The sequence below is a fragment of the Dolichospermum circinale AWQC310F genome (assembly GCF_000426925.1).
GTDB classification, from domain to species: Bacteria; Cyanobacteriota; Cyanobacteriia; order Cyanobacteriales; family Nostocaceae; genus Dolichospermum; species Dolichospermum circinale.
On the sequence record NZ_KE384684.1, the window covers coordinates 1 to 12,436 of the forward strand.

Annotated in this window: 13 protein-coding genes; 9 read left to right on the top strand and 4 right to left on the bottom strand. The window is 37.1% G+C overall.

The genetic code is table 11. The features are described from left to right. Positions 1-77: 77 nt before the first annotated feature. Positions 78-1,769 carry a DUF3685 domain-containing protein gene (locus ACIR310F_RS0111680; protein ID WP_028083987.1) on the bottom strand — a complete coding sequence of 564 codons (1,692 nt, stop codon included), beginning with the start codon at positions 1,767-1,769 and terminating at the stop codon, positions 78-80. A 152-nt stretch (positions 1,770-1,921) separates the two neighbouring features. Here ACIR310F_RS0111680 and ACIR310F_RS0111685 point away from each other — a divergent pair, with 152 nt between their 5' ends. Beyond that, the gene (locus tag ACIR310F_RS0111685) at positions 1,922-2,410 is read left to right on the top strand and encodes a CRR6 family NdhI maturation factor (protein WP_028083988.1); all 489 of its coding nucleotides are present in this window, start codon (positions 1,922-1,924) and stop codon (positions 2,408-2,410) included. A 183-nt stretch (positions 2,411-2,593) separates the two neighbouring features. Here ACIR310F_RS0111685 and ACIR310F_RS0111690 read toward each other — a convergent pair whose 3' ends face one another. Then, a complete protein-coding gene (locus ACIR310F_RS0111690) occupies positions 2,594-3,535 on the bottom strand; it encodes a glycosyltransferase family 9 protein (protein ID WP_028083989.1) in 942 nt (313 codons plus the stop codon). A gap of 163 nt (positions 3,536-3,698) precedes the next feature. On the opposite strand from ACIR310F_RS0111690, the gene ACIR310F_RS22295 reads away from it, so the two are divergent. The 4 genes from ACIR310F_RS22295 (at position 3,699) to ACIR310F_RS0111710 (ending at position 7,094) form a co-directional block, all read left to right on the top strand. Beyond that, the gene (locus tag ACIR310F_RS22295) at positions 3,699-4,613 is read left to right on the top strand and encodes a Uma2 family endonuclease (RefSeq protein ID WP_035367919.1); all 915 of its coding nucleotides are present in this window, start codon (positions 3,699-3,701) and stop codon (positions 4,611-4,613) included. A gap of 296 nt (positions 4,614-4,909) precedes the next feature. Beyond that, a complete protein-coding gene (locus ACIR310F_RS0111700; RefSeq protein WP_071604823.1) occupies positions 4,910-5,080 on the top strand; it encodes a ribbon-helix-helix domain-containing protein in 171 nt (56 codons plus the stop codon). Between the two features lie 74 nt (positions 5,081-5,154). Further along, positions 5,155-6,600 (top strand): 9,9'-di-cis-zeta-carotene desaturase, encoded by a 1,446-nt coding sequence (zds, locus tag ACIR310F_RS0111705; protein WP_028083991.1) that lies wholly within the window; start codon positions 5,155-5,157, stop codon positions 6,598-6,600. 50 nt (positions 6,601-6,650) lie between these two features. After that, positions 6,651-7,094 (top strand): SRPBCC family protein, encoded by a 444-nt coding sequence (locus tag ACIR310F_RS0111710; protein WP_028083992.1) that lies wholly within the window; start codon positions 6,651-6,653, stop codon positions 7,092-7,094. Here the strand turns inward: ACIR310F_RS0111710 and ACIR310F_RS0111715 are convergent. Next, a complete protein-coding gene (locus ACIR310F_RS0111715; RefSeq protein ID WP_028083993.1) occupies positions 7,091-8,035 on the bottom strand; it encodes an aldo/keto reductase in 945 nt (314 codons plus the stop codon). The two genes, ACIR310F_RS0111710 and ACIR310F_RS0111715, sit on opposite strands and share 4 nt — an antisense overlap. 175 nt (positions 8,036-8,210) lie before the next feature. Between ACIR310F_RS0111715 and ACIR310F_RS0111720 the strand changes: the two genes are divergently transcribed. Further along, positions 8,211-9,641: a BCD family MFS transporter gene (locus ACIR310F_RS0111720; RefSeq protein WP_028083994.1), complete on the top strand. Its 1,431-nt coding sequence runs from the start codon at positions 8,211-8,213 to the stop codon at positions 9,639-9,641. On the opposite strand, the gene ACIR310F_RS26255 is transcribed toward ACIR310F_RS0111720, so the two are convergent. After that, complete coding sequence (locus ACIR310F_RS26255) at positions 9,633-9,809, bottom strand: alpha/beta hydrolase (protein ID WP_196803212.1); 177 nt, start codon at positions 9,807-9,809, stop codon at positions 9,633-9,635. The two genes, ACIR310F_RS0111720 and ACIR310F_RS26255, sit on opposite strands and share 9 nt — an antisense overlap. A 14-nt stretch (positions 9,810-9,823) precedes the next feature. On the opposite strand from ACIR310F_RS26255, the gene ACIR310F_RS0111725 reads away from it, so the two are divergent. The 3 genes from ACIR310F_RS0111725 to ACIR310F_RS0111735 are packed head-to-tail and all read left to right on the top strand — an operon-like array spanning position 9,824 to position 12,274. Next, a complete protein-coding gene (locus ACIR310F_RS0111725) occupies positions 9,824-10,630 on the top strand; it encodes an inositol monophosphatase family protein (protein ID WP_028083995.1) in 807 nt (268 codons plus the stop codon). A 45-nt stretch (positions 10,631-10,675) separates the two neighbouring features. Next, positions 10,676-11,293: a hypothetical protein gene (locus tag ACIR310F_RS0111730; protein WP_028083996.1), complete on the top strand. Its 618-nt coding sequence runs from the start codon at positions 10,676-10,678 to the stop codon at positions 11,291-11,293. Positions 11,294-11,320: 27 nt separating this feature from the next. Next, positions 11,321-12,274: an MDR/zinc-dependent alcohol dehydrogenase-like family protein gene (locus tag ACIR310F_RS0111735; protein WP_028083997.1), complete on the top strand. Its 954-nt coding sequence runs from the start codon at positions 11,321-11,323 to the stop codon at positions 12,272-12,274. The last annotated feature ends 162 nt before the right edge of the window (positions 12,275-12,436 follow it).

Below are 12,436 nucleotides of genomic sequence, written 5' to 3' on the forward strand. Positions count from 1 at the left end.
GCAAGATGCCCGCACCACAAGAGTTTTATTATTAATATTTGTACTTCATAAGATCGGGAACTGCTGTATTTTTCACCCTATTCTCTATTTTTCCGTTGTCCTTTCTCTGTCAAAGAAACACTACCAATTCCTTGTAAAATACCCCTTCCAACCAAACCTAAACCCCGGCCAATAACTTGAGTCAGTACAAAAACAATTCCAGTTCCTAAAAACCCTAATAATGATTGTAAACGGGGAGTAATAGCATCTCGAAATTCTAGCATTAATGTCACTCCTAGAGGAATACCAGAAAGTTCCGCTAATTCTTGGTTACGAGGAGCATAAATTGATATTTTAGCAATACCACGAGGTGCAAAAACAGATAACTCATAACGACTTTCAAAAATTGTTTGAGCTTCAGTTATATATTGATTTAATCGGTATTTCCAAGATAAGTTATTTCTAAATCTTTCAATTTCTCTCGTGGAAATCATTTGTCTGTGATAAAAGTTTTGTTTGATTGTTTCAACGTCTGCTAAGTTATTTAATAATGGTTGAATTACATTATTAGCTATATGAATCAATAAATTTTCTAAAATTAATAATGCTTGAGATTGAGCTTCTTTACTACCAAAGGGACAAGAAACATTATCAATATATAAATCTGTGAATAGTAGCAGATAGGATAAAAAATCCCCAAATAATGGAACTTTTTTAATTATCTCTTTTTGTATATCTGTGGTTTTATCTAATAAGAACTTAACTAGGTTTATCTCTTGTTTATCCAAACTAATACGGGAGTAATTACCAAAAAATTCCGTAATACTAAATTCCCATAAATCTACTAAAATCTGCTCTTTTAAATTAAATATTTGATTTTTATTAAAATTAAAGTTCCGAATTTCATCCAACTGTTGAAAAAATTTATTAAGGATGATATAAAGTAATTCTCGCTTTTTATCTTCTCGAAGAATATCAATCTCTAAGGGTGTATCTGTGAGATTTTCTAAAGGAAATTTCAGTTTATTTAAACATAATGTTAATATTTCAGATTGTAATTGTTGAGAACTCACTTCAGGTTTTATATTTATTAAAGGTTGTGTCTCTGATTTAATAATTACTTGATTAATCAGGTTTTCTGGTGGCAAATTCTGCCTTTTGTGTGGTAATTTTAATAAATTACTAACAAACCAACGAGCCGCTAAAAGTTCCCGTCTTTGTCCTGCTAAAATCGCTTTATTTAATAGCGTTATTCCCGGTAATTTTAATTGTTCTGTAACTTGATATAAAGTATCATCAATATAGTTAATTCCCGAACTTTGTAAGTGATTTCGCAACTTACCTGGTAGAGAAGATGAGGTAAAATTAGATATTTTTCCATCTTCAAACCAATAATAACCTCCATTGGCTACCTGCTCAAGAATCGGGACTAATTGAGAAATTGAGACCCCTTTAGGACAATAGCCATTTATTCCTATCGCCTTGGCGGATATAATTAGTTCCGGTTGAGATGTGCTAGTTAAAACCAATATAGGTATATAAGTGTATAAAGTTTTTAGTTGTCTACAGAATTGCGTTCCTAACTGCTGATTATCTAATGCTAAAATTATTAAGTGAATTTGCTGAGAATTAACAGCCAATATTTCCGCTATAACCTTTAAAGCAGAAGTATCTGTGGGAACATCTGCTATGACTTGTAAATTGGGAATAGTTTCCAATGTTACCTTTAGTCCTAAACGAAAAATTGGATCTGGATCAATTAATAACAATTGTAAAAGGCGATCGCTCATTGGCCATATAATATCAAAGTTGGCAAGATCTTTGGCGTGATTATTGTTCTCCTGACAATTTGCGGAGAAAATTCCTGTAAATGTCCATCTCAAGGGGGTAAAAAGCTGCTAATCTGGATTTTCACCACTGTTGAGCTAGAAAATAAACGGTTATGACCATCACAATCATCCTCAACAACGACTCCATTTATAATTTGGATCTGTCACCTGCTTTAATGGTGATTGAACCATTACTCCAAGAGGGAAAAATTTCCTCCCATGAACAGCAACTGCGTTTAGACATTAATTATAAACGAGTCGCAAATGATCCACGAGAACTATCGGAAATTCCAGAGGTCAGACTGTGGTTTGTCCGTCTCGATGCTAAATATCCGTGGTTACCATTTTTACTAGATTGGAAAGCGGGAGAATTAGCTCGTTATGCGGCCATGTTAGTACCTCATCAGTTTAGCTCCAAAGAAGGTATCCAGTACAACCCAGAAGCCTTAGAAATATTCTTGATGCAGAAGATATTTATTTTAAGTGATTGGTTGCACAAACAAGATATTGTTACTCCATCTCGACTGAGATCTCTAGCACAAATTCTGGGTTATGAATTAGATGATGCTTTCTTTGAAATGATTGAAAAAGGTAATTCCTAAAGACAAAATCAAAAAGACAAAATCAAAACCTCAAACTTTGCTCCTTTGCTATTTGGTGCGAAAGATAATTCCTACTCCCATTATGCAGCACTGATAACATTTATTAGACATCTCTTTGATAAAATTGGTGGTTTGGGATTTTGAATCTCAAATCCCAAATCCAAAACCCAGAATTGATAATATTCAACCTCCCCAAATTTTTTCTAATACTATTTGGGGTGAAATATCCGCTACTTTCCCAGTATGTGAGGTAATAGTCAAGACTTTTTCACTGGTGGGTAATAATTTTAATGATTCCGTAGAATTAAGCAAGGCAATTGTATATGTTTCTACTGCTACGCCCAGTTGCAGGTAGCTATTTTCTACAGACAACATTAAACTAGCACCAGCAATTATAGCAGTTAATTTGCCAATATCTTCGGGGGAAGTAACTTGAATATTGTCACAACTTTGTAAAAGTGATTTGACTAAAGGCTCATTATTGGCTTCTTTAATGACCACAATAGGTAAATCCGGTTGTTTTTGTTGACAAGCTTCAATAATTTGTTGCCAATTTTCTTCAGGATAAGTTGTATCTAAACTAGCTCCACCACCATTAATGAGGATAAAACCTGTTTCGCTTACTCCTAAGCGTTTTTGTTCACCTCGCGCCCATTCAATATCTATTTTAGGCACATTTACAGATAATGCTGGACAATCAGTATCAATCTTCAAAGGCTTTAGTAAATCATGATACGTCTTTGCTACATACTGGGATAGATTTGGCACGATTCGATCAGTCAGAAAAACCGCACCTTGTCCTTGGTAGCCAATGCGCGTCGTAATTCCTGTCAACCACATCAAGAAACCTACAAACCAACTTTGTCCGACGATAATAGCAACATCATACTCTCTATCGCGTATCATACCAACGAAGTTACCCCAATCAGCTAGACTATTACGATCTTTGTAATCAAAAGTTAATACATCGTGAACAGACTTGCTTACCCGATAAGCAGCCTTTGACTTAGGTTCTACAACAACATCTATCTGTGCGTAAGGGTAATAACGCTTCAGATCATCAAGAGTGGCAAAGAAAAGAATTTGGTTATCAATTGAACCAGGTATAAGAGCTACTACACGCATAATATTTACTAACGCTTATCGTTTTATATTTTAGGAGAATATAGGTTAGGTAATGAAAATTAACAGTCAGAAGTAAAAGATAGCTTTTTAACAACCTGGGACTTATGTTAACATTTTTGTATCAGCAAATAGCCATATTGAATAAACTTTCTTAGGTTGTCTTATGTTAACTAACATTCCTGAAAACCAGACTCCCCCAGTAGAAATTGTTCCTGATTGGCAACCCACTCCACCCCCAACTGATTTAATATTTGATGATGGAGTTCCCTTGGAAAGTAACCGTCACCGCATAGCCATGAATGTTTTAATTGATTCCCTAGAACAAGCATGGTCAGACCGCAATGATTTCTTTACTGGTGGTAATATGTTTATTTATTACAGCAGTAAGCAAGCTAAAAACAACGATTTTCGAGGTCCTGATTTTTTTGCAGTCCTGAATGTTGATGGTAATAGATCCCGTCAAGGTTGGGTAGTATGGGAAGAAGAAGGACGCTATCCAGATGTGATCATTGAATTGATGTCTCCTTCCACTAAAAATGTAGACTTAGGACTCAAAAAGAATCTTTATCAAAACACATTTAAAACTAGAGACTATTTTGTTTATGATCCCTTTAATCCCGACTCATTACAAGGTTGGAGTTTAAATAGTAATTCAATATATCAACCTTTACAAGCTAATCAAAAAGGTTGGTTATGGTGCGAAACTTTAGGATTTTGGTTAGGAAATTGGGACGGAACATTAACCAGAGAAACCGCCACCTGGTTAAGATTTTATGACCAAGCAGGAAATTTAGTTTTATTACCAGGAGAAGCCGAACGTCAAAAAGCCGAAGCCGAACGTCAAAAAGCCGAAGCCGAACGTCAAAAAGCCGAAGCCGAACGTCAAAAAGCCGAAGCCGAACGTCAAAAAGCCGAAGCCGAACGTCAAAAAGCCGAAGCCGAACGTCAAAAAGCCGAAGCCGAACGTCAAAGGGCTGAACAAGCAGAACAAGCGAGAAAAGAGGCTATACCCAAATTATTAGAAATGGGTTTGAGTTTAGAGCAAATTACCCAAGCTTTAGGATTATCCCCTGAGTAAAAAAATTACCCTCTGCGTCAAACGGGAGGGTCAACAGGTTTATTTCCAGCCATTTTATAGACCTTTTACTACCATCCACATCTATCCTACCACAATATTTAAATATTATTGGTGGGATAGATTCCATTATGTAACCAAGATGATTCTGGTTTGATTTTGATCACTAGTTGACAAACTGAATATCTTTAATAAAATTAATTTTTTTGTTACTTTGTTAATTCAGACTTACTCTGAGAGTATCATTTCTGTTTTGAGTTCCCAGACTCTCAAAATCAAGTTAACATACAGCTAAGTGCATGATAATGACAAATAAAAAATGGGCCGTTAAACGGATAACAGTTAATCTAGCAACACAAGAGGCAGAAAAACTAGAAAAATATTGTCAACAGACAGGGAGACCAGCAACAGATGTAATTCGGGAACTAATTAGAAGTTTACCCCAGGGGGAAGAGGTGACAAACAATTAAAAATATCAATTCCCAGCAAATTCCCACACTAATTCAGTTACAATTTGTAAAGAAATTGAACAAGGAACGAGGGAATGCGCGTTGCAATTGTGGGTGCGGGACTTGCTGGGTTATCAACTGCGGTAGACTTAGTAGATAGGGGCTGTGAAGTAGAAATTTTCGAGTCTCGTCCCTTTGTGGGTGGCAAAGTCAGCAGTTGGGTAGATAATGATGGCAATCATATTGAAATGGGGCTGCACGTCTTTTTCGGCTGCTACTACAATCTGTTTGCATTAATGGAGAAGGTTGGCGCTGGAGAAAACCTACTCATTAAAGAACATAGTCATACTTTTGTCAATAAAGGCGGAAAAACAGGAGCTTTAGATTTTCGCTTTTTCACAGGTGCGCCTTTAAATGGATTAAAGGCGTTTTTCACCACTTCTCAACTGTCTTTACAGGATAAACTGCAAAATGCGATCGCTTTGGGTACTAGCCCGATAGTACAGGGTTTAGTAGACTTTGACGGAGCAATGAAAACTATCCGCAAATTAGATAAAATCAGCTTTTCTGATTGGTTTTATAGTCACGGAGGCAGTAAAGGTAGTATTAAACGACTATGGAATCCTATTGCTTACGCACTGGGATTTATAGATTGTGACAATATTTCTGCCCGGTGTATGTTGACAATTTTCCAGTTTTTTGCTGTCAGAACCGAAGCTTCAATTTTGCGAATGTTGGCGGGTTCACCTTCCGAATATTTACATAAACCTATTGTTAGATATTTAGAAGAAAGAGGCACAAAAATATACACTCGTCGTCAAGTGCGAGAAATTCGGTTTACTGATGTGGTTCGGGAAGCAGAAACCCGCGTAACTGGTATATTAGTTGCTCAAGGTGATACAGAAGAACTGATCACCGCTGATGCTTATCTTTGCGCTTGTGATGTTCCCGGAATCCAACGAGTTTTACCCCAAGCCTGGCGGAAATGGCCAGAATTTGATAACATTTATAAGTTAGATGCTGTCCCCGTCGCTACAGTGCAGCTACGTTTTGATGGTTGGGTGACAGAACTAGAAGATGAGGAAAAACGTAAACAGCTTTCCGCAGCCGTGGGAATAGACAATCTATTGTACACTGGTGATGCAGATTTTTCCTGTTTTGCTGATTTGGCCTTGACTAGCCCCGCAGATTATTATCGTCCTGGGGAAGGTTCATTATTACAATTGGTGTTAACACCGGGAGATCCTTTTATTAAACAAAGCAATGAAGTGATCGCTAACCACGTGCTTAAACAAGTTTATGAACTATTTCCCTCCTCAAGGGATTTAAACATGACTTGGTACAGCGTGGTTAAATTGGCTCAGTCTTTGTATAGAGAAGCACCGGGCATGGATGAATACCGTCCAGATCAAAAAACACCCATACCTAACTTTTTCCTAGCTGGAAGTTACACCCAACAGGATTATATTGATAGCATGGAAGGAGCAACAATTTCTGGACAACGTGCGGCCAAAGCAATTCTGGAAAGTTTGAAGAAGTAAGTAATGGGTAATGGGTAATAACAACTAACCGCAGACCAATCTAAAATCCTATGAGTGAATGGCTAGAACATAGTGTACAGGTAGAGGTAGAAGTTCCCATAGAATTAGTATGGGGGCTTTGGTCTGATTTAGAACAAATGCCTAAATGGATGAAATGGATTGATTCTGTGCAAATTCTCACAGATAAACCGGAAATTTCCCTATGGAAACTGAATACAGGGGGGTTAGAATTTACGTGGAAATCCCGAATTACTAAAATAATTCCTCATCAAATTATTCAATGGGAGTCTGTGGATGGTTTACCAAATCAAGGAGCAATTCGCTTTTATGATCGCTATAATCATAGTATCGTGAAAATGACGGTTTCCTACGCCATTCCTGGCTTAATTGGTAAACTCATGGATAATTTGTTTTTAGGAAAGGTGGTAGAGTCCACAATTCAAGCGGATTTAGAAAGGTTTAAACAATACGCTTTGAATGTGAAAGACAATTAATGTAACCAAGGACGAGTAATTTTCTCCAATGCGGAAATTTCGTCTGCGGTCATTTCCCAACCTAAAGCACCAACATTTTGTTTAACTTGTGCTGCGCTTTTGACTCCAACAATGGGAATTACATTACCTTGAGCTATTAACCAGTTTAAGGATACTTGGGCGGGGGTGCGATGGTACTTTTCACCAATTTCTCGTAACAAAGATAACACTGGAGCGATTTTATTTAAACCATCTTGACTAAATCGCGGATCTATGCTTCTTGCACCTTGAGGTTTTTGGGAGGATATATACTTACCTGTGAGTAATCCTTGAGCCAAGGGACTATAAGCTAAAATAGTTACACCTAAATCACGGGCTGTTTGGTAAATACCATTACCTTCTATTTGGCGCGTTATTAGTGAATAACGCATCTGATTTACAGCCAAAGGTACACCCTTAGCGGCTAATATCTGGTGTGCTTCTCGCATTTGAGCAGCCGAATAATTACTGACACCAACCGCCCCTATTCTACCTCCTTTGACTTCATCTGCCAGGGTATTCATCAGAGTTTCTTGACTCAAAAAGAACGCAAAAGGCCAATGAACTTGGTATAATTCAATTCTCTCAACTTGGAGACGTTGGAGACTGGCTGTTAAAGCTTCAGATACAGATTTACCGTGCCAACGCCAAGGTAAAGGTCCAAACTTGGTAGCAATTTGTACTTTTTGGTTGGTTTGTTTCATGAACCTGCCTAAAAATTCCTCCGAAAGTCCTAAACCGTAAACTTCCGCAGTATCAAAGAAAGTGACACCAGTATTTAAAGCGGTGTTAAAAGCAGCTTGTAACTCTTCTTCACCGTATTCATGACCATAATTCCAAAAGAGTTTGTCACCCCAAGCCCAAGTACCGATACAAAGAGGGGGAACAGCTAAACCATTTTTTCCTAAGGTAATAGTTTCCATTTGGGTAAAATTCAATTTATTTATATTTCTTTACTTTTTTAGTTTACCGTGATCAAAGTTAGGGCGTTGGATAATGGCAGTATGAATTATGTTTCGTGCTAAGACGCAAAGGCGCGAAGTTTAAGATTTTGATCGGGAAAATGCTATATTTTGTCAGGAATAGAAAAAATTACCTATGGAAGATAATACATATCATAACCAAAATCAATCTCTAGTTTTACCCCGGGTGAATATTTTCACCATGTTCCGGCTAGGATTGTTTCAAATGGGGTTGAGTATGATGTCTATTTTGACTCTAGGGGTACTCAACCGAGTCATGATTCAGGAAATTGCCATTCCGGCTACATTGGTGGCTTTTGTGTTAGCATTGCCTTTATTTGTGGCCCCAACCCGAATTTTATTTGGGCAAATGTCCGATGCTAGACCATTATGGGGATATCATCGCACAAGTTATGTATGGTTGGGAGCAGCAATATTTGCGATCGCTGCCTTTTGTGCGGTACAAGTAATATGGCAGTTAAATTCTGCTAATATTGGCGAAAATTGGGTATGGACTAGCCAAACAATGGCTTGGACAGCGGTTTTAGGTTTAGTTTTCGTGGTCTACGGACTGGCCATTTGTGCTAGTGGTACGGCTTTTGCGGCTTTATTAGTTGATATTTCCGAAGCCGACAACCGTTCTCAAGTTGTCGGTATTGTTTGGTCAATGTTGATGGTAGGGATTATAGTTGGAGCTATTATCAGTTCTAGCTTATTAAACCAATTAAACGCTAATGCACCCATAGAAACTTTACAAGCTGCAATAAATCGCTTATTCCAGATTGTTCCCGGTATGGTTTTTTGTTTAGCAATTGTCGCTACTTTGGGGGTAGAAAAAAAATATTCTCGTTTTTTCCATCGTTCTACTCCAGAAAACCGGGAAGATAGTATTACTTTAGGTGGTGCTTGGAAAATTTTAACAGCTAGTCCCCAAACAGGTTTGTTTTTCACTTTTTTATTAGTGATGACTATTAGCTTGTTTATGCAAGATCCTATTCTTGAACCTTACGCAGGGGAGGTGTTTAAAATGCCTTTAGCGGAAAGTACCAAACTCAACGTTTTTTATGGAACGGGCATATTAATCTCCTATGGTATGACAGGTTTTTTGATTGTGCCTCGGTTGGGTAAACGCAAAACTATAAAATTAGGTTGTGTTTTAGTCGCGTGTGCGGCTTTATTACTGGGGTTTTCGGGATTATCTGCCAATCCCTTGGAACTGAAATCAACTTTAGTTTTATTTGGTTTAGCGACTGGTGTTGTCACAACTGCGGCAGTTAGTCTGATGTTAGATTTGACAATTGCTGAAGCTGCCGGTACATTTATAGGTGCTTGGGGACTTGCTCAGTCTATATCTAGAGGAATTGCCATTGTCATTGGTGGTACTATTTTAGATGTGGGGCGCAAGCTGTTACCAGATAATTTAGTATTAGCTTATGGTTTGGTATTTGCTTTAGAAGCTTTGGGAATGTTGGTATCAATTGCTTTTTTGAATCGTGTCAATGTGGCAGAATTTCAAACTAATACTAAACAAGCTTTAGCTTCTGTTCTCGAAAGTGATTTAGATTAATAATTGGTAATGGGTAATTGGTAATGGGTAATTGGTAATTGGTAATGAGTAATTGGTAATTGGTAATTGGTAATTGAAAACCAACGGACAACTAACAACGGACAACTGACAACTGACAACTAACAACTGACAACTGACAACGGACAACTGACAACTGACAACTGACAACTGACTAATAACAAATGAACGACTTTTGGAACACGATTTTAGAATTTGCTGAAACCACTACTATCAGAGTAGGAAAACAGTTAATGCAGGATTTTGGCAAAGTTCAAGCTACACAAAAACCTGATGGTAGTTTAGTAACAAAATCCGATAAATGGGCAGATCAAGAAATTAGAGATGCCATTGTTTCTACTTTCTCAGGTTACGGCATTTTGAGCGAAGAAAGTGATCAAAGTTTTCCTGATAAAGAATGGTGTTGGGTAATTGATCCTTTAGATGGTACAACCAATTTTACCAGAGGACTTCCTATCTGGTCAATTTCTCTGGGTTTACTTTATCGAGGAACGCCGATTTTTGGCTATGTTTATGTGCCACCATTAAATCAAGCATTTTACGGTTTTTGGGCGGGTTCATCGGGCTTAACAACGCCAACGGGAGCATTTTTAAATCATCATCCTATCCATACAAGTAAAGATATTCCTAGTAAAAACCACTTTTTTAATCTTTGTTCTCGCAGTACCGGCATTATTCAACCGGGTTTTCCCTGTAAAATTAGGATGTTAGGGGTTGCTAGTTATAACTTTCTGACAGTCGCAACTGGTGCGGTTTTGGGGGGAATTGAAGCCACACCAAAGATATGGGATATTGCAGCTGCTTGGGTAATTGTTCAAGCTGCTGGTGGTACATGGTTATCTCTCAATTCTGTGTCTTTTCCATTATCGCCGGGAATGGATTATAGCGATCGCTCTTTTCCGACCATGGTTGTGAGTAATTTAGGTTTAGTCCCCATTTTTACACCATTTCTCTCCCATCTTAAACTCTAAAATGTCTACTTTTATTTTTGGAATTTAGTACAATCATGGTATAGTATGGCTAAAATCAAAATTTTACAGGACAATAGATCTTATACCTTTCGGTCATACTTTGAGTTACCCTATGAAGCTGATGATATCTTGTCCGAATTTGATTATACACTAATTAAATCCCATTTATCTTTACCACAGACTACTAATCCACTAAATAAACTCCCAGAACTCAAACAAAGAATAGAAGACATTTTACCTTTTATCAGTTTAAGTAATGAAACCGCTAGAAGAGAAACCTTAGTATCTCCCATACTATTGGAAGTGATTCGTTATTGTCATTGTCAAATGCGAATTGAATATCCTCTTAATATTAATAATCGTCTTAAAGGTAATCTTGATTATCTGTTGATATTAAAGAATAATTTTCTAGTTATCGAAGCTAAAAATGATGATTTAACTAGAGGATTTACTCAATTAGCTGTAGAATTAATTGCTTTATCTCAAATTCAGGAAAAAAGTATATTATATGGTGCAGTTACAATTGGTAATATTTGGCAATTTGGTAAACTTGATAGTAGTGAAAAACAAATTAACCAAGATATTAACTTGTTTAAAATTCCCGGAGATTTAGATAGTTTATTTGCTGTTATTATGGGAATTTTAGAAGGAGTAGAAGTATAGAAATAACAAATAATAAATAACAAAATTATGAAAGGACTTTGGCTAGAAAATAATCAATTACAATTACGCACCGATATTCCTATTCCTGAACCACCAGCAGGAGAAGCTTTAGTACGGGTTTTGTGTGCGGGAATTTGTAATACTGATTTGGAATTAATTAAAGGTTATTATCCCTATAATGGCATTATCGGCCATGAATTTGTTGGTGTTGTAGAACAAGGTCCAGAACATTTAATTAATCAAAGAGTAGTGGGTGAAATTAACGCTGCTTGTGGTTATTGTCGCTTTTGTCGCAGTGGACAACCTACCCATTGCGAAAATCGGACAGTTTTAGGTATTGTCAACCGTAATGGTGCTTTTGCAGAGTATCTATCTTTACCTATTCAAAACTTGCATATTGTACCGGAAAATGTCTCTACAGCAGCAGCAACTTTTACCGAACCCCTGGCCGCAGCTTTGGAAATTCAACAACAGATAACATTATGTGAAGATGATCGAGTATTAGTAGTTGGAGATGGTAAATTGGGTCAATTAATAGCCCAAACTTTAGCTTTAACTGGTTGTGATTTATTAGTAGTGGGAAGACATACGGATAAATTACTTAATTTAGCAGCAAGAGGAATTAAAAACGCTTTAGCTAATACTGTCAAAGATAGATATTTTGATGTTTCTATTGATTGTACAGGAAATCCAGAAGGTTTTAATACTGCCCGACGGGCTTTACGTCCTCGTGGTACATTAATCTTAAAAAGCACCTATGCAGGAAATCTCAGTTTAGATGCTTCTGCTTTGGTGGTAGATGAAATTACTCTCATTGGTTCTCGTTGTGGTCCGTTTGTGCCGGCGTTAGAATTATTAGCGACGGAAAAGGTAAATGTACAATCTTTAATTCAGGGTATTTATCCCCTATCTCTTGGTTTAGAAGCTGTTGAAAAAGCTAAAACTCAAGGCGTTTTAAAAGTGTTGTTAGAGATGATTTGATAGATAATTGTCAGTTATTTTGTAGTTATTTTGTAGGGTGTGTTAGTAAAACGTAACGCACCTGATTCTATAATGTTGATGATTTCTATGATCCAGTAAGTTCAGATTGAGTGAGGTATACTTTATGCGGGCAAGATGCCCGCACCACAAGAGTTTTATCAT

Excerpts from the sequence above, each read along its gene's own strand:
- ACIR310F_RS0111690 (WP_028083989.1), bottom strand. The coding sequence starts at position 3,535 with ATGCGTGTAGTAGCTCTTATACCTGGTTCAATTGATAACCAAATTCTT.
- ACIR310F_RS22295 (WP_035367919.1), top strand. The coding sequence starts at position 3,699 with ATGTTAACTAACATTCCTGAAAACCAGACTCCCCCAGTAGAAATTGTT.
- ACIR310F_RS0111735 (WP_028083997.1), top strand. The coding sequence starts at position 11,321 with ATGAAAGGACTTTGGCTAGAAAATAATCAATTACAATTACGCACCGAT.
- ACIR310F_RS0111715 (WP_028083993.1), bottom strand. The coding sequence starts at position 8,035 with ATGGAAACTATTACCTTAGGAAAAAATGGTTTAGCTGTTCCCCCTCTT.
- ACIR310F_RS0111730 (WP_028083996.1), top strand. The coding sequence starts at position 10,676 with ATGGCTAAAATCAAAATTTTACAGGACAATAGATCTTATACCTTTCGG.
- ACIR310F_RS0111710 (WP_028083992.1), top strand. The coding sequence starts at position 6,651 with ATGAGTGAATGGCTAGAACATAGTGTACAGGTAGAGGTAGAAGTTCCC.
- ACIR310F_RS0111680 (WP_028083987.1), bottom strand. The coding sequence starts at position 1,769 with ATGAGCGATCGCCTTTTACAATTGTTATTAATTGATCCAGATCCAATT.
- zds (WP_028083991.1), top strand. The coding sequence starts at position 5,155 with ATGCGCGTTGCAATTGTGGGTGCGGGACTTGCTGGGTTATCAACTGCG.
- ACIR310F_RS0111685 (WP_028083988.1), top strand. The coding sequence starts at position 1,922 with ATGACCATCACAATCATCCTCAACAACGACTCCATTTATAATTTGGAT.
- ACIR310F_RS0111725 (WP_028083995.1), top strand. The coding sequence starts at position 9,824 with ATGAACGACTTTTGGAACACGATTTTAGAATTTGCTGAAACCACTACT.
- ACIR310F_RS0111700 (WP_071604823.1), top strand. The coding sequence starts at position 4,910 with ATGATAATGACAAATAAAAAATGGGCCGTTAAACGGATAACAGTTAAT.
- ACIR310F_RS0111720 (WP_028083994.1), top strand. The coding sequence starts at position 8,211 with ATGGAAGATAATACATATCATAACCAAAATCAATCTCTAGTTTTACCC.